Source organism: Neolewinella litorea, from assembly GCF_004803465.1.
Taxonomy (GTDB): Bacteria; Bacteroidota; Bacteroidia; order Chitinophagales; family Saprospiraceae; genus Neolewinella; species Neolewinella litorea.
Genome location: NZ_SRSF01000004.1, coordinates 1 through 24,986, shown reverse-complemented (window position 1 = coordinate 24,986; position 24,986 = coordinate 1). Strand labels below are relative to the sequence as shown.

At 61.9% G+C, this 24,986-nt stretch carries 14 protein-coding genes; 4 read left to right on the top strand and 10 right to left on the bottom strand.

Features of this window, described 5'->3' with window-relative positions:
* Positions 1–33 precede the first annotated feature (33 nt).
* The 3 genes from E4021_RS10880 to mqnC all read right to left on the bottom strand — a co-directional run bounded on the left by E4021_RS10880 (position 34) and on the right by mqnC (position 4,630).
* Entirely contained in the window at positions 34–2,613 is a 2,580-nt protein-coding gene (locus E4021_RS10880) for a protein-disulfide reductase DsbD family protein (protein ID WP_136459316.1), read from the bottom strand.
* 149 nt (positions 2,614–2,762) lie between these two features.
* Positions 2,763–3,482, bottom strand: a complete 720-nt coding sequence (locus E4021_RS10875) for an SAM-dependent methyltransferase (protein ID WP_136459314.1) — start codon at positions 3,480–3,482, stop codon at positions 2,763–2,765.
* Positions 3,483–3,487: 5 nt separating this feature from the next.
* Entirely contained in the window at positions 3,488–4,630 is a 1,143-nt protein-coding gene (gene mqnC / locus E4021_RS10870) for a cyclic dehypoxanthinyl futalosine synthase (protein WP_136459312.1), read from the bottom strand.
* Positions 4,631–4,811: 181 nt separating this feature from the next.
* Between mqnC and E4021_RS10865 the strand changes: the two genes are divergently transcribed.
* Positions 4,812–6,584 (top strand): alkaline phosphatase, encoded by a 1,773-nt coding sequence (locus tag E4021_RS10865; RefSeq protein ID WP_136459310.1) that lies wholly within the window; start codon positions 4,812–4,814, stop codon positions 6,582–6,584.
* A gap of 234 nt (positions 6,585–6,818) precedes the next feature.
* Here the strand turns inward: E4021_RS10865 and E4021_RS10860 are convergent, their stop codons facing one another.
* From E4021_RS10860 to E4021_RS10835, 6 genes are all read right to left on the bottom strand, one after another.
* The gene (locus tag E4021_RS10860; RefSeq protein ID WP_136459308.1) at positions 6,819–7,550 is read right to left on the bottom strand and encodes a rhomboid family intramembrane serine protease; all 732 of its coding nucleotides are present in this window, start codon (positions 7,548–7,550) and stop codon (positions 6,819–6,821) included.
* Positions 7,551–7,562: 12 nt separating this feature from the next.
* Positions 7,563–7,955, bottom strand: a complete 393-nt coding sequence (gene rbfA / locus E4021_RS10855) for a 30S ribosome-binding factor RbfA (protein ID WP_136459306.1) — start codon at positions 7,953–7,955, stop codon at positions 7,563–7,565.
* Positions 7,956–8,099: 144 nt separating this feature from the next.
* Positions 8,100–9,500 (bottom strand): c-type cytochrome, encoded by a 1,401-nt coding sequence (locus tag E4021_RS10850; protein ID WP_136459304.1) that lies wholly within the window; start codon positions 9,498–9,500, stop codon positions 8,100–8,102.
* Positions 9,501–9,603: 103 nt separating this feature from the next.
* A complete protein-coding gene (locus E4021_RS10845) occupies positions 9,604–10,182 on the bottom strand; it encodes an energy transducer TonB (RefSeq protein WP_136459302.1) in 579 nt (192 codons plus the stop codon).
* Between the two features lie 12 nt (positions 10,183–10,194).
* On the bottom strand, positions 10,195–10,737 hold the full coding sequence (locus E4021_RS10840; RefSeq protein ID WP_136459300.1) for an energy transducer TonB: 543 nt from the start codon (positions 10,735–10,737) through the stop codon (positions 10,195–10,197).
* A 116-nt stretch (positions 10,738–10,853) separates the two neighbouring features.
* Complete coding sequence (locus E4021_RS10835) at positions 10,854–12,656, bottom strand: tetratricopeptide repeat protein (protein WP_136459298.1); 1,803 nt, start codon at positions 12,654–12,656, stop codon at positions 10,854–10,856.
* A gap of 215 nt (positions 12,657–12,871) precedes the next feature.
* Between E4021_RS10835 and E4021_RS10830 the strand changes: the two genes are divergently transcribed.
* From E4021_RS10830 to E4021_RS10820, 3 genes are read left to right on the top strand one after another with little or no spacing between them, the layout of a single operon-like run.
* Entirely contained in the window at positions 12,872–17,998 is a 5,127-nt protein-coding gene (locus tag E4021_RS10830) for an adenylate/guanylate cyclase domain-containing protein (protein ID WP_136459296.1), read from the top strand.
* Positions 17,995–19,152, top strand: a complete 1,158-nt coding sequence (locus tag E4021_RS10825; protein ID WP_136459294.1) for a catalase family protein — start codon at positions 17,995–17,997, stop codon at positions 19,150–19,152. The genes E4021_RS10830 and E4021_RS10825 overlap by 4 nt, the downstream gene beginning before the upstream one ends.
* 6 nt (positions 19,153–19,158) lie before the next feature.
* Positions 19,159–21,441, top strand: coding sequence for a lipoxygenase family protein (locus tag E4021_RS10820; protein WP_136459292.1), 2,283 nt, complete (start codon positions 19,159–19,161; stop codon positions 21,439–21,441).
* Between the two features lie 909 nt (positions 21,442–22,350).
* Here the strand turns inward: E4021_RS10820 and E4021_RS10815 are convergent.
* A complete protein-coding gene (locus E4021_RS10815; RefSeq protein ID WP_136459290.1) occupies positions 22,351–23,664 on the bottom strand; it encodes an aminopeptidase P family protein in 1,314 nt (437 codons plus the stop codon).
* Positions 23,665–24,986 lie beyond the last annotated feature (1,322 nt).

Here is a 24,986-nt window from a genome sequence, read left to right as displayed (position 1 = left end):
GGTGGTCGGGCAAGTGCCGCGTGAGCGATGGCATCATTTACCCTGTAATTCTTCGAACGTATCGAGCCCGCAGCGCAGGAAGGCTTCGTAGGCTTCCGCATCGGGGGTATAGGCCACGGGCGGGTTGAGGGTCTGGCCGTCCGGCGAGACCAGCACATAGTAAGGCTGCGTAGCGTGCTGGAACACGCTCTGCTGGAAGTAGTGCCACTTCTCCCCTACCTGGTCGATCAGAATGCTGCGACCGGAACCGTCGAGGCGGGCCACCTCCTGGTGTTGGTCGGTGGGCAGTTCCTTGCGGTCGTCAACGTAGAGGCTGATGAGGACATAATCCTCGGTCAGGATGTCGTTGATGCGGTCCTGGCTCCACACGTTCTCTTCCATCTTGCGGCAGTTGACGCAGGTGTAGCCGGTGAAATCGAGCATGACCGGCTTGTTCACCTCACGGGCGTAGGCCAGTCCGGCATCCAGGTCCTTGAAGCAGGTGATGCCCTGGGGGCAGTCGCAGGGGTTCATGTAGCTGTAGCAGACTGGCGGGGCAATGCCGCTGAGGAGGTTGAGGGATTCATAGCTGCCGGTTTCCTCGTTCTTGGTGAAGCCAAAGGCGAGGTAAGCGGTAAAGAGCACGCCGGCCACGGCGATGATGGCGGCTACCGGTCCGACCTTGCGATTGCGGCTGTCGTGGGGGAAGCTGATCCACCCGAAGAGGTAGGCGGCGATGCCCAGCGAACAGAGCATCCAGATGAGCAGGAAGGGTTCGATGCGCAGCAGGTTCCAGTCGCCCACGAGGTCGGCGTTGCTGAGGAACTTGAATGCAAGGGCCACCTCCACGAAGCCCAGCACCACTTTCACGCTGTTGAGCCAGCCGCCCGATTTTGGCATGCTGTTCAGGACGCCGGGGAAAGCGGCAAAGAGGGCGAACGGCAGGCCCAGGGCCACCCCGAATCCCGCCATGCCCGCCGTGAGCGGCCAGGCACCGTCGCTGACGGCCTCCACCAGCAGGCTACCCAGGATCGGCCCGGTACAGGAAAAACTGACCAGCGCCAGGGTGAGCGCCATGAAAAAGATGCCCACTGCCCCGCCTACGCCTTCGGCCTGACTGGCCCGGTTGCTCCAGCTCTGCGGCAGCGTCAGTTCGTAAAAGCCGAAGAAGCTGCCCGCGAAGACCATGAAGACCACGAAGAAGAGCAGGTTCAACCAGAGGTTACTCGCGATGCTGTTGAGGATGGAGGGGTCGATACCAGCGATCAGGTGAAAGGGCGCGCTCAGCAGTACGTAGATGAGGAAGATGAAGAAACCGTAGAGTGCGGCCTGCTTGACGCCTTCCGCCCGGCTGCCCCCACTTTTGGTGAAGAAGCTCACCGTGAGCGGGATCATCGGAAAGATACAAGGCATGATGAGGGCAAAAAGACCGCCCAGCAGGCCCAGTCCGAAGATCGACCACAGGCCCTGTCCCCGGGTTACGGCCTCACCCACGTTGCAGGCGGCCAGGGGTTCCGCGTTGAAGTTGTAGTCGCCGAGCGGCTGGACTCCCACCACGGCGCGGTCGTCGTTGACCGCGAAGGGATCGTGGTCCGTGCCGCTGATGCCGTCGACCGTAGCCACGCCCGCCGCGGCATCAAAGGTGAAGGGCACGTCCCGCGGGGGGAGGCACATCACATCGTTGCAGGTCTGGAAGGTGAGGTAGCCGGAAACGGTAGCGTTGTCGTCCATCCGGACCACCTGCGAATAGGTCACGGTACCACCATCGACCTTGCTCACCTCGGCTTCCCAGGTGTTGTCGTATTTCTTTTTCAGGGTGGCGGAGGTTTCCGTTACGGTGCCAATCGGCTGTACGCCCGGACCGGCTTCTACTACCATTTCCGTGGGGATGGGTCCGATCTCGGGGTCGATGTCCTGGCTGTAAACTGTCCACTCATCGGCCAGCGTAGCCACCATGGAAAGGCGGTAACGGCTCCCGTCCAGTTCCTCCACGCGGAAGCGCCAGCTCACCGGTTCCTCCTGGGTGGGCGGGGGCAGCGCGGCCTCGTAGGTATTCAGTACCTCCTCGGCGGGCAAATTAGCGACCGGCGGCGGGGCGGTTTCCTTATCGACGATGGTGCCGTCGGGTTTTGGCTTTGGGGTAGTGGCCAGCTCCTTGCGCTCCGCCGCCCCCGAAGTAACGCGTGCCGGGGAATACGAGAAAGGTTCCGTGGTGGGCGGCAGGCACTGGGTATCGTCGCAGCACATGTATTCCACTTCACCCGTGATGGGGACTCCGTACTCCAGGATGCGGACCGTCTGGCGGAACACGGCGGGTTTGTCGCTCAGGTATTTGATGACGTTGACGCCGAAGAGCTCGTCCATTCCCTCCTTCTTGTGGCCGCTTTCGGTCACCGGGCCAATGCGTTCGTAGTGGTCGCCCTCGTCCCAGTAAAAAGTGGTCGGTACGGGACCGCCGTCGTCGGTGAACTGACTGTAGATCGACCAGTCGGTCTCCGCGTGGGCGGTGGCGACCAACTCGTAGCGATCGGCCTCCAGGTGCCGGGCTTCGAAGGTCCAGGAAATGGGGCTCGCAAACTGGGCGCTCAGGGCCAGGGAAAACAAACTCAGGAGGAGGGTAAGCCGTGCGGCCATAGACAAACAATTTTCCGGAAGCGGGCGAAAAGTGGAAAAGATAACGCCCTAGCGGATGCGGTAGTTATGTCCGGTCACGGCTCGTGGCCGGATAAGCGCGTTTAGGGGAGATTTATGGCGTAGATTTTACGTGGCCTACGCTGGTGGGCCTAGGCCAGCAGGAGGAACATCGCCGGTCGCTTCTGTAAGCCGGCACCGATCGCCGGAGCGTCGTCCCCGATCCAATCGCTGATCGCGGCGGTGCGTACCCACTCCGTTTCGGTGGTGAGATCGACGGCTACGGAGAACAGCGTAGACGGTGCGAGCGCTTCCACGGCAACCTCGAGGGTGGCCTGGTTGCGGTACGGGGCCTCGATCCAGAGCTGGGTTTGTTGGTGGCGCCGGCTCTCCGCTTCTAGGCGTTTCAGGTCCTTGGCCAGTTGCGGGCGCTTCGGACTCAGGTAGCCGTGAAAGGTGAAAGACTGCCCGTTTAGTCCCGCGGCCATCAGGCAGAGCAGGATGGCGGAGGGCCCCACCAGCGGTACCACGCGCACTCCGTGTCGGTGGGCCAGCAGGATCAGTCGGGCCCCGGGGTCGGCCACGCCGGGCGCGCCGGCGTCGGAGAGCAGGCCTACATTCTGGCCGGCGAGCGCGGGTTCCAGGAGGGCGGGCAAAGCCTCATCGGGGGTACGTTTGTTCAGCTCGTAGTAGTGGCACTCCTGCAATCGGTGATCGAGCTGCACTTCCTTCAGGAAGGCCCGGGCCACCTTCCCGGTCTCCACCACGAAGTGCCGCAGCGGCCGGATGGCGGCCAGCGTCCGTGGGGGAATGGTATCGATGGCCCCCGGCCCGAGGGTGGAGGGAATGAGGTAAAGGGTGCCGCTGCTCATGCGGGCTAATCTACGATCAGCTCCGCGGTATCGAGTTGTTGCTGGCGGACGTTGGCGGGCAGTTCGCGGTACTCGTACTGCTGGGTACGCAGCTGGGGCCGGAAGCCGGCTTCCCGGATGGCCTCCTGGATGCCGTCGGCCGTAAATCGCCAGCGGGCTCCGGCGGCGCTCACCACGTTCTCCTCGATCATGATGGAGCCAAAGTCGTTGGCGCCGGCGTGCAGACACAACTGCGCAACCTGCTTGCCCACCGTGAGCCAGCTGGCCTGGATGTTGACTACGTTGGGCAACATGATGCGGCTCAGGGCGATCATGCGGATGTATTCGTCGCCGGTCACGGTGTTGCGGGCGCGCTTGATTTTCTTGAGGATGGTGTCCTCGTCCTGGAAAGGCCAGGGGATAAATGCGAGGAATCCCTTGGCACCTTCGGGCTTCTCCCCCTGCACCTGCCGTATCCGGACCAGATGGTCCATGCGCTCCCAGTTCGTCTCGATGTGGCCGAACATCATCGTGGCGGAGGTGGTGATGTGGAGCTGGTGGGCGGCGCGCATCACGTCGAGCCACTCCTCGCCGCCGCACTTCCCTTTGGAGATCAGGCGGCGCACGCGGTCACTGAGGATCTCGGCACCGGCGCCGGGCAGACTGTCGAGTCCGGCAGCGTGCAGTTCCTTCAGTACGTCGTAGTGGCTCATTCCCTCCAGCTTGGCCACGTGGGCGATCTCGGGCGGACCGAGGGCGTGCAGCTTCAGGTTCGGGTAGAGTTCCTTCAGTTTCCGGAAGAGGTCGGCGTAGTACTTCAGTCCCAGGTCGGGGTGGTGCCCGCCCTGCAGCAGCAGCTGTTCGCCCCCGAAGGCGAAGGTTTCTTCAATCTTCTGCTTGTACTCCTCGATGCTGGTGATGTAGCTCTCGGCGTGGCCGGGGCGGCGGTAGAAGTTGCAGAACTTGCAGTTCGCGATACAGACGTTGGTGGTGTTGCTGTTGCGGTCGATGATCCAGGTGACGGTCCGCTCGGGCACGGATTCAAAACGCAGGCGGTCGGCGACGTACATCAGTTCGGCGGTCGCGGCGTTTTCCAGCAGCCAAACCCCTTCTTCGGCGGTGAGCCATTCGCGGTTAAGGCCTTTTTCCAGCAGTTCGGCAGTGTTCATGGGAGGAAAACGGCTGAGGGTGGGGGTAGTTGCGGGGGAAGTTTCATTTTTTAGTGAAAGGTCAGTCTTTGGGTCATTAAGTTGTGGGATTGGTGTTGCGCTTTTCCCTCGCTTCGCCGGGGGGCGGCAATTTCGACATCGGATGTTGTCCGCGTACTTTAGCGGGACACCGGCTACACGTATGACTACAATCCACCACTGGCTGACCGCAAGCCTGTTCCTTTTGGCGGCCACTACCCTGCTGGCCCAAACGGAATATCTGGTCCACTCCCACAACGACTACCTGCAGGAAGTACCCTTTTGGCGTGCGTACAGTAGTGGCGCCGCCTCGATTGAGGCAGACCTGGTCCTGCACCACGATACTCTGTACGTCGCCCACGCCCGGCAGGAGATCGACCCTGCCGTAACCTTCTCTGGCACTTATTTGGAAGAACTTGCCCGCTTGGCGGGCAAGGGGAACCTGCGCCCGGTCCGCCTGCTCATCGACCTGAAGACCGAAGCCTACGCTACCCTGGATCGCGTGGTTGCCGCGATCGCCGCCTACCCTGAGCTGGCACAGGGTGACAAGGTTACCTTCATCATCTCCGGCAACCGCCCGCCCCCGGAAGATTACGCCAACTACCCGGACTTCATCTATTTCGACCACCAGAACCTGGAGGACCTTGATCGGGTAGACCTTTCCCGGGTGGCGATGATCAGTCAGAGCTTCCGCGGGTATTCCGTCTGGAACGGCTACGGCAGGATGACCGCTCAGGACCTGGCCCGGGTAGACTCGGTAATCCAGCGGGCGCAAAACACCGGTATCCCCTTCCGCTTCTGGGCAACCCCCGACACCAAAACGGCCTGGGCGACCTACGCCCGTCTCGGAGTGGATTACATCAATACCGACCAACCCTCCGCGGCCCGGGCCTTTCTAGACAAGCTGAACCAGCATACGTACGCGGCGGATCCCCCGTCTGCGACTTATACCCCCCGGAACCAGATCGACGCTTCCGCCTCCCCCCGGAACATCATCCTGATGATCGGCGACGGCAACGGGCTGGCCCACATTTCCGCGGCACGGATGGCCAACCGGGGAGCCCTGTCGATCACCAGCCTGACCCACATCGGTCTGGTGGGCACCGCGGCCGCCGACGACCCCGTTACCGATTCGGCCGCGGCCGGCACCGCCATGGCTACGGGGGTGAAGACGAACAACCGCGCCATCGGGGTCGATACCGTCGGCCGACCGTTGCGGTCGCTCGTCGAGCACCTCAGTGATCACAACTACCGCACGGGCATCATCACCACCGACGGCATTGCCGGGGCCACCCCCGCGGCCTTCTACGCCCACACGCCCGAACGGGACGACTCCGAAAAGATTATGGAGGACCTGGTCCGGAGCGACCTGTCGTTCTTCATTTCCGGCGGGGAGGGGCTGGAAAAGGCCATCAGTGGCCGCTTCACCCCTACCTCCCTGAGCCAGTTCGAAACCCTGGACCATTCAGTAGCCATATTCAACGGCACCGACAAGATGCCGGCCATCGCGGCCGGCCGTGAGGCCTTTCTACCCGAGAGTGTGGCCAAATCCCTGTCGGTCCTGGGTCAGGACGAACGCCCTTTCTTCCTTATGGTCGAGGGCGCCCAGATCGACAATGGCGGCCACGCCAACGAGATTTCAACCATCGTCAAGGAGCTGCTGGATTTCGACCGGGCGGTCGGTGAGGCCCTGCGATTCGCCGATGCCGACGGGGAAACCCTGGTCATCGTCACCGCCGACCACGAAACCGGTGGTCTGGGCATTGCCGGTGGCTCCGCGGCGGGCGAAGTGCGGGCGGATTTTCTGAGCGTCGATCATTCGGGCACCCTGGTACCCCTGTTTGCCTACGGCCCGGGCGCCCGGAATTTTACTGGCGTGTTTGATAATACGGAGGTCTTTCACCGCATCCTGGCTGCTCTTGGCATCCCGAAGTAGGGAGGGGGGCGGCGGCGCGCGGGTGCCGGGACGTTCCAACCTCCTTTAAGTGGTGGCGCTGTCTTGGGCAGCATTTTGCTTTCGCTGCCCGAGGCAGCATTTTGCTGGCGCTGCCTGAGGCAGCATCTTACTGGCGCTGCCTGAGGCAGCATTGTGCTTTCGCTGCCCGAGGCAGCATTGTACTGGCGCTGCCCGAGGCAGCGTTGTGCTGGCGCTGACTGAGGCAGCGTTTTACTATCGTTGGAGGCGTTCGCGTTCGCTGAGTTCCTTGAGCTTTTGCCAGAAGGCTTCGTTGTCCCTTTCCTTTTTGGTCTTGTCGAAGGTGTCGGTATCCAGGAAGGGTTCCTTCTTGCGTTGTTGGCGCTTTTTTTCTTCCTTTTTGCGCTCGGCGATGACTTCGTGTTCTTCCCGCTCGCCGCGGTAGGCGTAAGCGCCCAGGACGCCCATGACGAGACCGAGGAGGTGGCTTTCCCAGCTGACGCCTTCCTCGCCGGGGAGGATGCCCACGATCATGCCGCCGTAGTAAAAGAGGACGAGCAAGGACACGACTATGGCCCGGAAGTCGCGCCGGAAGATGCCGCTGAAGGCCAGGAATGCCGCCAGGGCATACACTACCCCGCTGGCGCCGATGTGGGTGACGTGGCGACCGAGCACCCATACAAGCACCCCGGTACCGAGCCAGAGGGAGGCCAGTACCCGCGGCCACAGCCGGGGATAGAAAAAGACCAGCAATCCGGCCAGCGAGACGAAGGGTACCGTATTGCTCAGCAGATGCCCCCAGCTGCCGTGCAGGAAGGGCGCGGTGATGATGCCGGGCAGGCCGGCCAGCTCGCGGGTGTGGAGTCCGTAGTAAGCACTCAGCAGTCCGCCCGTGAGGTAGTAGTCGAAGATGAAGACAACGTACATCACCGCCAGCAGGCCCAGCGGCCACCGGATGACGTTACCGAGATTGCGCTTGCTGAGCATGGGGCGCGGGGTTTATTCGTCCTTCGGAGCCTGCTGGCCCTCGGGCATTTGATCCTCGGCGTAGAGCTTTTCGAAGATGTTGTCCACCTTGTTCATTTCGTCGAGGGTCTCATCGATGAAGTAGGATAGGTCGGGGAGACGGCGCAGCTGCCGGCGCAGGCGGTGGGCCAGGGCGCTCTTCAGGCGGGAGTGCTCCTCATCCATTTGCAGGATTACGGCCTGCTTGTTGTCAGTATTCCAGATGCTCAGGTACACCTTGCCCACACTGAGGTCGGGGCTCACCTGTACGTCCATCACCGTCACCAGGGGCTGGGCGCCGTAAATGTAGGGGCCTTCCTGCTGGAGTACGATGCTGAAGTTGCGCTTGATGAGCTCGGCGACCTGCCGCTGTCGTTTGGTTTCCATGGGTGGTGGTTTTGGTTGGTTCGATTGGAACGTGGTTCCCGTAAGTTAAGTTGCTCCGGCGATATCTGGTCCGACGGCTTAGTGGTCGCACCAGGGGACCGTCCAACCGTCCAACCGTTGGACGGTGGGGGGACCGTCCAACGGCTAGAGCGTCTTCAGGTACTCCACCACCGCCCAGCGCTCGTCCTCGCTCAGCTTGTCGCCGAAGGTGTGGCCGCCGTTGCCGTAGCCGGGCACCGAGGTGTCGAAGGTCCACTTTTGGTTTTTCGGGGCGGGGTCGTATTGCCAGCCCAGCTTGCGGTGGTCGTAGGAGGTGGAGCGGCCGTCGCGGGTCCAGCGCGCGGGGCGGGCCGCGGAATTCAGGAGTTCGTAGACGGTGGGAACCGAGCCGTTGTGCAGGTACGGGGCCGTGGCCCAGATGCCGTCGAGGGGCGGGGCTACGTAGCCGTGCACGGGTTCGAAGGAGGATTTCGGCTCACTGGTCGCAAACCAACTGCTGTTGTACCAGTCGACGATGGCCGATTGCTGGATGTAGTCGGCGTAGAGGCGGTCGGTTTTGACCACGTCGACGTTGATGACCTTGTTCGGATAGGTCTCTTCCGCGCCGTAGGTGCCGTGGCAGCCGGAACAGTTGTCGTTGAAGATGGCCTCGCCGCGCCGGGCCAGGGGCTCATCGATCGCCTGCGGGTAGGCCGGGGGTTCGAGTTGGCTCAAGTAGGCGTACACGTCGCGGAAGGCCTCTACCGACCGGCGGGTATGGCTGCTGTCGGGCACCCCGAGTACGCTGGCCTGCAAGAGCAACTTCGGCATGCTCCCGCGGCCGGTGCCCGTGTAATACAGGCTGTTCTTTTTCCCCACGTGCCAGAGCGGCGGCGTGTCGGTGCCGATGTTATAGTTCCACATGTCGTAGAGCGGCTCCTCGACGTAGGTGAGGTCTTCGGGGTTGCGGTGCATCATGCAGGCCTCGGCGAGGCGGAAGGCCGGGTTGGCGCCGGGCTGGGTGACCTTCACGGTCGGGGCCATCTCCTTGAAGTACTTGCCAAAGTCTTCAAACGCCACGGTTTCCGGATCCTCCTTTTTGTACTTCACGGCCATGCCCAGGCGCATCATGGTCCCCATCGGCACCATGCTCTTTTCCCACTCCGCGAAGCTGTTGCCCAGCCCCAAGACGAGCTGCCCATCCACCCGCCCGGCGTGGCAGGTGAAGCAGTTTCCGTTCACCGTTTCGGCCCCGTTCGGGGCAATGAAGGCCGTCATGTAGTAGGGTATCCCCTCGTTGAGGGCGTTGCGCGGGTAGAGGCTGTCGAGATGCGGCATTTTGTCGGACTGCTTACGCATTATCTCCAGCGGAATGCCGCTGCCGATATAGTCGCCGTGGATCAGGTAATCGAGTCCGGCCACCGGGTCGCCGTCCTGCGGTTGCGGACTCGGGGGTATCACCCGGGACTTCCAGGGTGCCTCCTCCGGTTCCGGCAGGGCCAGGGGTTGGTAGGTGTTGCAGGCCACGAGCAGGGCCAGGGTAAGGAAGACCAATAGTTTACGCACGGATAGTAATACGGTAGATCGCAAAGGGTAAACGGCGTGGCCCGAAGATCGTTGCGAGATGGTACCGCAGGGTATGGCACCCGCGCGCCGCCGCCCCGGGGAGTCAGAGGGAGCAGGTGGCGCCGTGGAAGGTGAAGGGGAAAACGAAGGCGCGCGCCTCGGGAATGCCCCCGCGGGTGGCCGGCGTCCAGCGAACGTCGCGGTCCATGAGGAGGTTGACGATGCGGAGGGCCTCGCTGCGGTTGCGAAGGTCGGCGCCCTGGGTCACTTCCGGGGTGGCCATGCGGCCGTACTGGTCGATGGTGACCTTCACGAAGACCCGCTCCGCGGCCGAGCCCGGGGGTTGATACTGGTGGTCGTCGACGAAGGCGAGCAGGCGCCGGAAGCCACAGAACACCCGCTCCTCGTAGTCGGACTGCCCCTCGCAGCCGGGGAAGATCGGCAAGGTCATGTTCTCCTCGCTGGGGAGTTTCGGACGGTAGGAAAACGGTAGCCCGTATATCTTCATGGGGTTCCAGGCCGTGCCGTCACCGCAGTGGTCCGCGGCTTCCTCAACACGTTCCGGCGCGACCTTTGGATCAGCGGAATACCCCCGCCGAAACCCGAACACGGCCGCCGAAAGCAGCATCGCCAGCAGCAGGCCGGTGAGCAGGAAGCGGGAATTCAGGGTATCAGGGTTCATCAATGGCGGGTTCTAGCGTAGGTGAAAGCGGATAGGCAGAATGAATTCCGACGCTACGGGCCGGCCGCCGCGGAGAGCGGGTTCCCACACGGGGTGTTCGTGCAGGATGCGCCGGACTACCTCGCGGCCCGCGCGACCGAAGGCCGGGTGGCTACTGCGCACCACTTCTGGCTGCCCCGTCAGTCCGCTGGCCTCGACCCGGAAGCGGACCACCACCGAGCCGGTCGCCGGCCCCGTGAGGGTTTCCGGGTGCTTGAGGTGCATCTGCACGTACTGCAGCAGTTCACGGTCCGCGCACCGTTTGCGCTTCTGGTAATCGGGCTGGTTGGGGCAGGCCGGAAAGAGGGGGGACTGCATCCGCCGTCCGCCGTGGCGGTGGTGCCGCACGGTGGTGCGCTGCTCCACCCGTATTTCCTGCCGGGGGCGGGTCTGCTCCATCAATTGTTGGCGGGCGGCATCGGGAGCGGTGCGGAAGCCCCACGCCACCAGGGATACTACGGCGGACAGCAGCAGTCCGACCAGGAAGAACCGGGAGGGGAGGCCAGGGTAGCGCATAGGGGTGGTGTTTCCTTAAAAATAGGAAATCCGCACCACATTTTTCGGACGATTCTCACTTCATCCCGGCGATGTCCGGGGCTGTCCGTTGGCCGCCACTCCGTGACCTCCGACGATCATTGCACGGCGTCGCCGCGCAGGATGCGGTACCGCTTCCGGGCCTCCACGGCGAGGATGCTGTTGCTGTAGTCGATGAAGAGGGTTTCGTAGAGCTCCTGGGCCTTTTCCTTGTTGCCGAGTTCGTTTTCGAACAGTCCGGCCAGGGCAAAGAGGGCGTTGTCGAGGCGGATGCTTTCGGGGTAGGTATCGATCACCTGCCGGTACTGGGCGGCGGCGTCTTCGTAGCGCCGCAACTTCTGGTAGATGCGGCCGCGGAGGTACACCACGTCGTCTTCCAGGTCGTGACCCGGGAAGTCGCGCAGCAGCCCGTCCAGGGTGGCGAAGGCCTCGTCGTAGCGGTTCTGGAACATGAGCAGTTCGGCGTCGGCGTAGGTCTGCAGGGCCGTGGCCGTGGTGTCGAGTCCGAGGTTGTCCATGATGAAGACCGACAGGTCCAGGGCATCGTTGGCGATCAGCCGGGAGGTGCTGGCCTTGAGCACGTCGAACTGCGACTGCGCCCACTCGAAGTCGCCGCGGAAGTAGCTCAGGCGGGCGTTGCGGAAGCGGGCCTCATGGCCCAGCAGGTCTTCCTTGAATTGTTTGTCTACCTGGCTGTACAGCAGGGTGGATTCCCATACCTCGCCCTGCATGAGGTAGTAGTCGGCCAGCGCCAGTTTGGCTTCGGCGCGCACGGTTTCGTCGACGCCGTTGAGGTCGACCACGCCCTGGAGGATCTGCGTGGCCTGCTCGAGGTCGTTGAGGTAAAGGGCTTCGAGTTCGGCCAGCTGGATGGCGATGCGGGCCGAGGCGGGGTTACGGCCGAACTGCTGGAGGAACTCCATGTAGGCCGTTTCCAGGATGCGCAGGTCGGCTTCCGTATAGTCGTAGCCGTCGGTAATGGCCTGGCGGCGGGTCAGCAGCCCGGAGCGCTTGGCTTCCAGGTAGAAGGGCGAGCCGGGGGGCTTGTTCTCCACGACGTAGTCGAAGGCCGCGATGGCCGTTTCGTAGTCGTGGTCGTTGGCGGCCAGGTGGCCCAGGTCGAGCACGCGCTCCCCGTTCTCTTCCAGTTTGCGGTCGAGGGCGCGGACCTGCCGCAGGGCCCCCTTGTAATCCTTGCGCTGGATGGCCACCCAGGCCAGCATCTCGGGGTAGAGGGGATTTTCCTTGCGGTCCTGCTGGATGCGGGCGTAGAGTTGCTTCTGGGCCTCCAGCAGTCCGTCGGCGTCGAGGTAGCGCTGGAAGTAGGTCTGTACGTTGCGGGCGTGGCGGGGATCTTCGGCCATTGCGTCGAGGTAGTTGGCAATCATGGGTCCGGTATCGCCCTTGCGGCGGTAGAGGTCGCCGAGATTGAGGCTGAAGGCGCCGTCTTCCTTCAGGAGCTGGGTGCCGCGCTCGTAGGTGCGGATGGCGTAGTCGTACTTGGTGAGCACCAGGAAGGCGTTGGCCAGCTGGGTGATCTGGAATTTATCGGCCCGCAGGTTGTCGATGGCCTCCTCGTACTGCTTGCGTGCCTTGTCCTCGGAAAATTCCTGTTCGAGCAGTTGGCCGTACTTGACGTGCAGGGTCAGGTCCTCGGGGGTGCGTTTCAGTTGTTTTTTCAGCGCGGATTCCGCCTCGTCGTAGCGCCGCAGGTTCATCAGGCTGCTCACGTAGCGGTCGAAGTAGAAGGAGTTATAGCTCTCTTCGGCGAGGGCCCGGTAGAGCTCGGCCGCCTTTTCGTATTCCCCGTCCATGTAGTACTGCTGGGCGAGCTGGTTCGACTGTCCGCCGAGCCACAGCGGGGCCAGGCCAAGGAAGCAACAGAGGAGGAGGTAGCGCATCGTTCGGGGGGATTACGTCAAATTAACGCGGCGGACCGCTTTTAGGTGTAGCCTTTCCGGCTTTTCCGGGTTGGGGCGCGGTCGCGGGTGCCGTACCCCCCACTTAATGCCGGCAAAAGTGGCTCAGCGCCGCATCGCACGGCCTAAATGCTTGGTACATCTTATATTACGTAATCAAGCGGAGGCAGTATCCACCGCCAGAGGCACGAGGCACCATGAAGGCGGAACAACTGGTTTATGAAAGCGTACGCACCAAAATCCATTACCTGGAAGACAGCGAATGGGGCGGCCCCGTGGTGCGCAAGGCCCTGAACTACGAGTTTCCCACCCCCCGCGAGATTGCCAAGTTTTACCGCGAATTCGAGATCACCAAGAACCTGGAGGGCGATGCCATCCGCCGCGTACTGGGCCGCACCCGGTCGCAGAACCGCCATTACCTCTACCTCGAATGGGTCGACGCCCCCACCCTGGCCGAAGTGTTCAAGGACCGCAAGCACGACATCGGCGGCTTCCTGCGCGCCGCCGTAGCCATGGCCGGGGCACTGGCCGAAGTCCACTCCGCCGGCATCATCCATCGCGATATCAGTCCCTACAATATCCTCCTCGACCTGCCGCGGGCGGAAGTTAAGATCATCGACTTTGGCATCTCTTCGCGGATCGACCTGAAGGAGCAGAACCTGGGCAACCCCGAGGTGCTGGAAGGCAACCTGCACTACATCTCCCCGGAGCAGACCGGCCGGATGAACCGCGCGGTCGACTACCGCACCGACCTGTATTCCCTGGGGGTGGTGTTCTACGAGATGCTCACCGGCCACTGTCCGTTCCGGGCCAAGGAACCCCTGGAGTTGGTCCACTGTCACATCGCCCAGCGCCCTCCCGACATCCGCAAGCTCAATCCGCAGGTGCCGGAGTCCGTAGCCCTCATCATCGACCGCCTCCTGGCCAAGAACGCCGAGAACCGCTACCAGTCGGCCCGGGGCCTGGAGGCCGATCTGCAGCACTGTCTCGAGGCCTACGAGGATACCGGGGTGATCCAGCCCTTCATCCTGGGCGAACAGGATTTTTCCGGCCGATTCCGGATCGTGGAGAGGCTCTACGGCCGTGAGGAAGAGACGGCCCGGCTGTTGGCGGCCTTTGAGCGGGTGAGCCGCGGCGGACTGGAAACCGTGCTCGTGGCGGGCTATTCGGGTACCGGCAAATCGGCCCTGGTACATGAGGTCCACAAGCCCATCACCCAGTCCCGGGGCTACTTCGTCGAGGGGAAGTTCAACCAGTTCCAGCGGGCGGAACCCTACTTCGCCCTGCTCCAGGCGCTGGGCCGCTTCGTCGACCTGGTGCTGACCGAAAAGAAGGAGACCGTAGACAGCTTCCGCGAAAAGATTCAGGCGGCCGTGGGCACCGAGGGACGGGTACTGACGGAGGTCATCCCCCACCTCGAGCACATCATCGGTCCGCAGCGCGAAGTACCCGAACTGGCCGGTTCGGAGTCCCAGAACCGCTTCAACTACGTCTTCCGCAAGTTCGTCCGCTCCATTTCTACGGCCCGGCACCCCATCGTGCTCTTCATCGACGATCTGCAATGGGCCGATTCCGCCTCCCTGGAACTCCTGCGGCTGCTGATGACGGACCTGGAAAACAATCACCTGCTGTGCATCGGCGCCTATCGCGACAATGAGGTCGACGCCTCCCACCCCTTCCTGCAGACCGTCCGCGAGATCGAATCCGCCGGCGGCAAGCTCACGACCATCGAGATCGGCAACCTCAGCGTGGACGACGTCAACAACCTGATCTCGGAAGCCACGGGCATCCAGCCCGCCGCCACGCGGCCGCTCACCACCCTGGTGTACGAAAAGACCCGGGGCAACGCCTTCTTCACCACCCAGTTCCTCTATTCGCTCTACGAGGAAGAGCTGCTGTGGTTCGACACGGAAAGCCGGCGGTGGACCTGGGACCTCGCGCTTGTGCGCCAGCGTAACATCACCGACAACGTGGTCGAACTGATGGCGGCCAAGGTCATGCGGCTGCCTACCCCCGCGCAGGACCTGCTGAAGGTGGGCGCCAGCATCGGCAATGAATTCGACCCGGAGACCCTCTGCGTGATCGAATCCGTGGACGCGGAGAAAGTGGAAGAGATCCTTTTCCCCGCCCTGCGGGAAGGCCTGCTCCTGCCCTTCGGCAAGGCGTACAAGTTTGCCCACGACCGCATCCAGCAGGCGGCCTACTCCCTCATACCGGATGCGGACAAGGCCGCGGTACACGCACGCATCGGCCGCCTCCTGCTGGCCGATACGCCCCCCGATCATCTCGACGAGCGGGTGTTCGACATCGTCACCCAGCTCAACAGCGGACTGCCGGCCATCAACGATGGGGAAGAACGGCTGCGCCTGGCCGAACTGAACCTGCGCGCCGGCCGCCGCGCCAAGCAAGCCTCCGCCTTCCGCCGCGGTGCCGAGTACCTGCAGGCCGGCATCGACCTGCTGCCGGCGCAGGGCAGCTGGAAAAGTCACTATGAGTTGAGCCGCGACCTCTACACCGAAGCGGCGGAATGCAATTACCTGAGCGGGGAATTCGCCACCATGGACGGGATGGTGGCCACCATCCTCAACGAGGCCACCGAATTGCTCGATAAGGTCAAGGCCTACGAGATCCGCATCCTCTCCTTCAAGGCCAAGAACCAGCTGAACGAGGCCATCGACACCGGTCTGGAAGTACTCGAGCAACTGGGTGAGAAGTTCCCCGGGCAGCCGGGTCTGCCCAACGTTATGTCCGACCTGCTCTACACCAAGTTGCGCTTCTACGGCAAGGATATCCATACCCTGGAGGACCTCCCGATCATGAACGAGCCGCGCAAGATCGCGGCCATGCGCATCATCGCCGACATCGCCTCCAGCTCCTACTGGGCCCGCCCCAACCTCTTCCCCCTGGTCATCTTCCGCATGTGCCGGATGTCGCTGAAGTACGGCAACACCGCCCTGAGCGCCTTCGCCTTCGCCACCTACGGGGTCATCATGTGCGGGGTGCTGGAACAGATGGAGTCGGGCTACCGCTACGGCAAGCTCGGCCTGCGCCTCATGGACAAGTTCGAGGAACGCGCCTGGACCACCCAGATTTACTGCCCGGTCTACGCCCTGATCATCAACTGGAACGAGCACGTGCGCAATACGCTGCGCCCCCTTCAGGAGAGCTACCACATCGGACTGGAGACCGGCGCCATCGAGTTTGCCTGCATCAATTCCAACATCTACTGCATCCACTCCTACCTCATCGGCCGCAACCTGCAGCGGGTGGAGGAAGAGACCGCCGCCTACAGCCGCAATTACCTGCAGCTGAAGCAAGAGACCAACTACAACTACAACGAGGTCTACCGCCAGGGCATGCGCAACTTCATGAAGAAGTCGGCCAACCCCCTCATCCTGACCGGCGACGCCTACGACGAGGCGAAAATGATGGAACAGAACACAGAGCGCGACGACAAGACCGGGCTGTTCTTCATCTACTTCAACAAGCTCATCCTGGCCTGCCACTTCCGCGACTACCGCCCCGCGGCCGAGCACGCCGCAAACGCCCGCCGGTTGCTGGAAGCCGTACTGGCCAAATTCGAGATCCCGAACCACCACTTCTACGAAGCGCTTGTCAACCTGGCGCTCTACCCCCAGAGCGACCGCCGCGAGCAGCGCCGGATCATGCGCCGGGCCCGGACCAACATCAAAAAAATGCGCAAGTGGTCGCGCACGGCCCCCGAAAATTACCTCCACAAGGCCGAACTGATGGAGGCCGAACGGCAGCGCGTACTGGGCAACTTCAACCTGGCCCGACTGGCCTACGACCGGGCGATCGCGGAAGCCAACCGGCAGCAGTACGTGCACGAGGCCGCCCTGGCCTACGAGCTCGCGGGCCGCGCGTACCTGGAACAGGGCATGGAACAACTGGCGGGCTTCTTCTTCAAGTCGGCCTTCAGTGCCTACCGGGAATGGGGTGCGGAGGCCAAGCTGGCCGACCTGCGCAACCACTACCCCGACCACCTCCGCGGCACGGAACTGCGGGCCGCCGGCACCATCGGCAACACGACCACCCTGCACGCCCTCACGAGCTTTGGTGATACCTCCCTGCTGGACCTTCAGACGGTACTCAAGGCCGCCACCTCCATCTCTGCCCAGATTCAGCTGGGCGACATGCTCCGCAACCTCATGTCGATCGTGATCGAGAACGCCGGAGCCCAGGAAGGCGTACTGCTGCTGGAACGGAACGGCAGCCTGCTCATCGAGGCCGCTTTCTCGGTGGAGGCCGAAAGGACCACCGTCCTGCAGGCCCTGCCGGTGGAAAACTCCGGACTGGTCGCCGAATCCGTCGTCAAGTTTGTCAACCGCACGCGGCAGCCCGTGGTGATCAACGACGCGGCCAACGACGACCGCTTTGCCCTCGACCCGTACCTGCTCGAGCGCGGGGCCCGCTCCGTCCTCTGCCTGCCCTTCCTCAACCACGGCAAGTTCGTGGGCATCCTCTACCTGGAAAACAAGCTCGCGGCGGGCGTATTCACCGCTGAGCGGATCGACCTGCTGGCGCTGCTGTCCGGACAGATCGCCATATCGATCGACAACGCTATCCTGTACGAAAACCTGGAAGTAAAGGTGCGCGAACGCACCGAGCAGCTGGCGGTGGAGAAGACGAAGTCCGACGATCTCCTCCTCAACATCCTGCCCCAGGAGATCGCCGAGGAGCTGAAGCGCAATGGCCGCACCCTGCCGCGGCGGTTCGACAGCGTGACCGTGATGTTCACCGACTTCCGCGGCTTCACCGGGCTGGCCGAGACCCTCCACGCCGAGGAACTCGTGCGCAGCCTCGACGCCCACTTCTGCGCCTTCGACGAGATCATCGGCCGCTACAACATCGAGAAGATCAAGACCATCGGCGACGCCTACATGTGCGTGGCCGGACTGCCCACCGTAAGCTCCACCCACGCCGAGGATATGGTGCGCGCCGCCCTGGACATCCGCCGCTACATGGAGGAACACAACCGCAGGTGCCGCGACCGGGGCGAGGAATGCCTCGAGATCCGGATCGGACTGCACTCCGGACCCGTGGTGGCGGGGGTGGTGGGCCGCAAGAAATTCGCCTACGACATCTGGGGGGATACGGTAAATACCGCCGCGCGCATGGAATCCAGCGGCGTGGCCGGCCGGATCAACGCCTCCGGGGCCCTGCGCGACCTCATCGGCAGCCGCTACACCTTCATCCACCGCGGCAAGATCGCCGCCAAGAATAAGGGGCAGATCGATATGTACTTCATCGAAGACCGCCCCACGCCGGAACCCGAGGAGAAAATTCAAATACAACACACATGAGCCACACCGAGCACTCCACTCTGATTCGCGAGACCATGGCCGACTGGATACGCAACGCGTGGGACTACTCCCTCATGTGGGTGACCTGCAAGGTGTTCGGCCTCGCCGTGGCCATATTCGCCTCGCTGATGATCAAGCGGCGCATGTCGCACGACAACGGCATCGCCGCCACGGGTACCGTGCGGATCTTGGACAACCCAAACATCCCCCTCCACAGGTTCTTCCTGCCCGACCGCACCTTCCCCTGCCGTATACGGCACGCCACCGCTACCTTCCTGGACGATGCGGTGAAGGGCATCCGGAGCATGTCCATCAAGTTCTCCGACCACCACCTGGAAAGCCCCTTCGACCTACAGATGAACACCGGGGAAAAGAGCCTCTTCTGGTCGGCGGCCAGTTTCCTGCAGTTCGCCCGGATGCGCAAGCAGCAGTACGGCGTGCAGTACCGAGAATACTACCGCAAGTACCCCGACGGCCTCGACGGGGCCATCGAGGCCATCCGAGAGAATCCGAAGTCCTTTTCCGACCTGCGGTATTACGCCAAAACACCCTTCCGCTTTGTCGGGGAAGACTTCATCCCCCGTTACGCCAAATACCGCGTCATCCCCGGCGAACCAAAGACGGAGGAAACCGGCAAACTCAAAAACCCGGACCCCCGTGAGATCCCCAACCAGCGCGTGGCGGCCCACAACCCGCGCGGCCGCAACTACCTGAAATACGAATACCGCGACCGGGTAAAGAAAGGTCCGGTCCACTACCTGCTGCAAATCCAGCTGCGCAATGCCGCCACGGACGACAAGCCCGAGATCTTCAACAATATGCTCCCCTGGAACGAGGATCTGTACCCCTGGCACGACCTGGCCGAAATCGAAATCACGGAGACGCTAAACTGGAACGAAAGCTGCCGTACCACTTTCAGCCTGACCCATATGCCCGAGTCGCTGGGCATCATCCCCGCGCGGTCGATCTTCGACTACAATTCCCTCAACTACATGCGCGCGCAGTCCGCCGTAGCGCACAAGGCCCGGCTGCTGAACTATCGGCTCTTCGGCTACCCCCCGGAAATCCCCGACAACGATAATCGTAACTGGTCGGACTGGGAAAAGCCGCCCCGCATCCTCAACCGCACCTATCTCGTCCAGAAGAAAAATTAAGGAAGCATGTCCGGCAAACCTCCCTCCCCCCGCCAAGACCCGTACGCCAAGTACGGCGGCTACGACAACGTTCAGCGGATCTATCGGGAATGCATCGAGTCTACCAAACCGGTACCCTCCGGCAACCGCGGCGTCCTGAAGCCCAAGCTGAAGGGTTTTCACCACCTCGATATTGCCTACTCCAAGATGGTCACGGCCACCCCCGCCCTGATCCTGGACTGGCTCTACGAGACCTATGACCGCGTCCGGGACCAGATCAACCAGTGGGCCATGGACCTCTTCCCCCGCTACCCGAAGATATGGGGACCGAAAGAGAAGGACTCCGTCATCGTGGGGCGCACCACCTACGCCAGCCGGGAAGACCTGGGCACGCCCCTCCACCACATGCGCGTCGAGATCTGGGCCCGCACCTGGTGGCTGAGTTGGCGGCGGCTGGCGAAGGGCTTTTCCGACCACGACGGCAACTTCAGATTGAAATACGATCTGCGGACCGCGCGCTCGGTGGCCGTGCGGAAGATCCGGGCGGAAGTATCGCAGAAGTACTACCGCTACAGCAAGACCGGCCAACTGTCTCCCTGTTACTGCATTGCCCTGGCGATCCCCATCCCCAAGTCCGACCTCGTGGGCATGCAGTACAACCTCCGCGACATTCAGATCGACATCTGGTCGTACCGCCCCGACTCCCCCATACCCCGCGTCAAGATCGACGACCTCCAGGATGAAGCTCCGGAGAAGTACGTAGAGGGACGCGATGATGCGATCACCGACCAGTTCATTCCCGTGGAACTGATCAAGCTGCGCCACGTCGTCCAGCTGCGCGCCCACCCCGATTCGCTCACCATCGACCAGATACAGCGCGACTACCCCCCCAACCTCACTACCTGCCTCGAAAAGCGGCTGCCTGGCTATACGCGCTCCGACATGTTCTTCGGGGAAAGGATGATGAACGGGATGCACGCGCTCACCTTCCAGCCGTTCGCCAATGCGCAGACGAAGCGCAAGGCGGAACACTATCAGGACGTCGACCCCGACCACCTGTACCACGTGGTCAACTGGGGGTACCAGGGCTACGACCACAACGACATCTACGCCTTCCCCACCACGGAAATGGTCTTTGAGATACAACCCGGCGATTTCGTGCCGCGGCCGCTGAGCATCACCTTCACCGGGGCGCTGAGTGCCTTTGACCGCGATCCCTACCAGGAACGCACCTTCTTTCCCACCGACGGCAAGAAGTGGATGCAGGCCAAGCGCGTGGCGCGGTGCGTCGGCGGCCTCATCTCCGAGGTCGACGATCACTTCGCCCGCACGCACGTCAACGTCGAGCAATACGCCATTGCCGCCTTCCGCAACCTGCGGCTCAACCCCATCGCCAGTCTGCTACTACCCCACCTCAAGGAGGTTTCCCTGGTCGACCACACCGCCGACCGCCTGCTCATTTCCCAGGAGTTCGGATACCTGCCACGAGCCTCGGCATTGACGGAAAAGGGATTGCACCAGCGCGTGCGCGACACCCTCGGTATGCTGAACTGGAAGGATTATGAGCCCATGCGCGTGGTGAACGACCACCACCACTACGCGAAAGCCGAAACCTTGTTCTGGAAAATCACCGAACAGTACATCGAGGAATTCATGGGCGAGAACGCGGCGGGAATACGTATGCACTGGGCCGAGATCTACCGCATGTCGCAGGATCTGGTCACCCACAGCGTGCCCGACTTCAACCACCACCATCACCTGCACGGACTGGAAGGCCACGACAAGGAGGTCAAGGCCCGGTGCATGTCCTACTTCGAGCACCGCTTTGAGCACAAGACACATACTCACCGGGAGCACCACGACGGCGAGTGCAGGGCCCTGTCGCCCATCACCCGGCAGGCGAACTTCGCGGACCTCGACGATCAGGCCAAAACGGAAGACTGGGAGAACCTGAAGGAGCTGTGCTGCTACGCCATTCACCACGCCACCTTCCTGCACAGCTGGGTCAACGAACACCAGCACGACGACATCGGCGAGGTATTGTACTGCAGCCTCGGCATCCGCTTCGGCGAGCACCCCGACGGCGTGCTGCGGCCGGAGTCGGACCACAAGATCGCCCTCGACCCACTGCGCGCCACTCAGATGCTGTGGTGGAGCAACCTGCTCTCCCGCACCGAGTACGGGGCCATCACCAAAAACCCGGATGGCGACGTTAACCCCCGCTTCGGCGAACTGCTGCAGGAGCATGCGGAAGAATTTGAACGCTACGGCATTTCGGTGGATAACATTGAGTCGCGTACCAATATTTAGCGGTTTTTGGAATTGGTTACCGCCTTCGGCTCCGATGCTTGGGTTGGATGGATATTGCTGTACAGTTTGCCCGACTACACGGGGGATTGATATGGGGGAGTATGGTCCACCCACGCTCCGCATGGGCTAAATCTGTGCACCTCTGTGAAACCCTCTGCGTACCTCTGCGGTAAAAACCCCCACACGCGAAGCGTATTCTCTGAGTTTCGCCTCCTTCGGAAGCTTCCACTATTTTTCACCGCAGATCACGCAGATTGAGGCGCGGATTTGGGCGCGGATTTTTCGGATGCGTGCTGCTTACCCCGGACCGCCCACGCGCCGCGTGGGCATTTGATGCTCTGGTGCTTTTCTTTTTTCTTGATAAAAAAGAAACAAAAAATCAAGCTTCTACATCCGGCTTAATCGGCTGCCAAACCCCGTCAGGGCTAAAATCCACAAACTCGCACGTTCTCAAGTGAGGCCTCATTGCCGGGGATCCGAATAGTGCTTCGCCACACCACACGACTCCGTCCCGGCTCATACAGTATGTATTTTTATACGCCCTGCCGCGGCCCGGCATCCGGCCGGCTGTAAGGGCGACTTTCCTGCTATTTGGTATTCACCGTGGAGAATCTGTGCACCTCTGTGAAACCCCTCTGTGTGCCTCTGTGGTGAGAAAACCTACACACGCGAAGCGTGCAAACTATGGAACTCTCAGCTTCGCTTCCTTCGGAAGCTCGGGGTAAGGTGACCACAGAGGACACAGAGTACAGCACAGAGGAATCACAGAGTGGGATTCCTGGTGTCCTCCTTTAAATTGCTGACTTTCACCAGGCTAGCGGAAGCCCCGGACCGCCCACGCGCCGCGTGGGCATAATCTGTGCACCTCTGTGAAATTCCTCTGTGCACCTCTGTGGTAAAATAATCCGGCTACCCCAGCACCCGAGGCCCATCCGCCGCCACCAGCACGTCATCCTCCAGGCGGATGCCGCCGAAGTCGCGGTAAGCCTCCAGGGCATTGTAGTTGATGAATTCCCGGTGCTTGCCTTCCGCGCGCCAGCGGTCGGTGAGGAAGGGGATGAAGTAGATGCCCGGTTCCACCGTAAGGGTGAAGCCCTCGCGCAGGCGGCGGCCGAGGCGCAGGTTCCGGGTGCCGAAGAGCGAGCTGCGCTTGAACTCATCGTCGTAGCCCACCAGGTCCTCGCCCAGGTCTTCCATATCGTGGACGTCCAGGCCGATCAGGTGGCCCAGGCCGTGGGGGTAGAACAGGGCGTGGGCCCCGGCTGCGACGGCGTCCTCGGGGGAGCCCTTCATGAGGCCGAGCTCCTTCAGGCCGGCGGCGATGGTGCGGGCCGACTGGTCGTGGATTTCTCGATAAGCCACGCCGGGGCGCAGGGCGGCGATGGTTTCCGACTTGGCGCGGTCCACGATGTCGTAGACGGCCCGCTGCCGGTCGGTCATTTCCCCGCCCACGGCGAAGGTGCGGGTGATGTCGCCGGTGTAGCCCGAGGGGGCCTCGGCGCCGGCGTCGATCAGCAGCAGATCGCCCTCGCGGAGGGTGTTGCCGTGGTAGTGGTTGTGCAGGATGTGGCCGTTGCGGGTCACGATGGCCGGGTAGCCCAGGCGACCGCCGGCGCTGATGGCCAGCCCCTCGACGAGACCGGCGACCTCCGACTCCGTCATGCCCGCCTGGGTGGCGCGCTCGGCGGCTTCGTGCATCTGCATACTGGTGCGGACGGCCTTGTTCATCTCTGCCACCTCCTCGGCGCTCTTCACGGCCCGCAGTTCGACCACGGCGCGGATGAGCGCTTCACTGGCTTCCCGGTCTTCACCCAACCACTTCCGCAGCTGGCGGCGGCGCTCCTCCCGGTAGGGCGGCAGGAAGTGGACGGTGTCGGCCTTGGACAATTGACCGCCCAGCTGCTCCAGCGTACCTCCGTATTCGGCGCCTACGCGCTGGGCCAGATCCTTCACCAGTGGCTGCTCGCCCATCCAGACGATGTCGTCCAGGGTGGGATCGTCCCCGTACAGTCGGCTCTCCCCGCTGCCGGCGTCGATGGTCAGCACCAGTCCGGGCCGGTTGTGGCCGGCGAAGTAGCGGAAGCTCGAATCCTGGCGGTAGGGGTAGGTATTGCCCCGGTAGTTCATCGGCGCCTCGGCGTTGGCGGGCAGCAGGATCAGTCCGGAAGCAAGGGCCTCGGCCAGGCGGCGGCGGCGGTCGGTGTAGGTCTGGGTGGGGAACATTTGGGTTGGTTTTTATTGGCGTTGGGTTGGGCAAAATAACAAGGCCTCCTGCCGAAGGCGCGACGGGCTAAGGTACGGAGGAGCGGACGGGGGCAAAAATGGCCCGGGGGGCGGGTGTCGGGGAATGCCGTTACGGCCGCGGTTGATGGCCGATACACCCCGCTACCTAACCGGCAGTCCAAACCACCCTATCCTACCCCGCCCCCTCTGATACGATCTCGTGACCACATGTTTTGAGTGGAAGAATATACTAGGGCTCTAGCCGTCCACCATACCGTCCAGTGTTGGCCCCATTTTACACCGGCTCGGACTTATGGCGAGCTAAGTTTTAGCGGGGTGATGTCATTGGGGTCCGAGAATCCCGGGCGCGCACACCCGTCAACCCGCGCACACCCGTCAATTATCTCCCCAGCAAATCCGGGACATTACGTATTATTGGCGGGCGGATGGCGCACACCCGTCAATAATTTCACCGCCATTGCGTGCGCAAGTGCAATGCGGGTGTAATAATGTTGGCGGAAATGCCAGTACCACAGGTAATTCATCCTCCAGGTTTTGATATTGGAAATCTGTCTATCATTCAACACAATGAATAAGCACCTCGAAAAATCGGTGTACTTTTTTGCCAGCGGAGTATTGGTGATATTAGTTAATCAAATCATGTTAAGACCTGGAATGAGATTATACCAGGAAAACAACGCTTTAGCACATCAACTCCCATCGGAGATATTCCTAGTTGCGGCTATGTATTATCTATCGCTGATAGGAGGGATTGTTCTAATATTCTCTGGTATTTTAAAGTTGGCAATCTATTATAAACGGATCTAAACCCGCTAAACAGCCTAAAGATATCGCGAGTTACTCCCCCATTGGCCAAAGAAAATCTACCGCCAAGTATTTAGCCTGCACTACAGGGTAAAGCTGCCAAGTAGGAACAGCCCGCACAGCTCTAAAAAAATTCCGCGTAGAAACAGCACGCACTACTCTAAAAAGCTGCCGCGTAATTACAGCTCGCAACACTATAAATAGTCGTCCCTGAAGAAGTATGAATCAGTCTTGCAAAGTGTTGAAAACCAGTAGGCTAATATCTTTTTATATTGTTGACGGCATATTAACTTTTCGCCAGAAACCGGCCAAATACGGCCAAAACCTTGCGAAAAATGAAAGGCTCGCTGCCCAATCATGACCAAACGGATTTGTTCCGCAATCGCCTGACTTCAATCATCAGTCTGGACCATGAGCTCTGCCGCCTGTCCGAGGAAATTGATTGGCCGTGGATCGATGAGGAGTTGGACGGTTACTATGCCCGGGAGGGCCGGCCC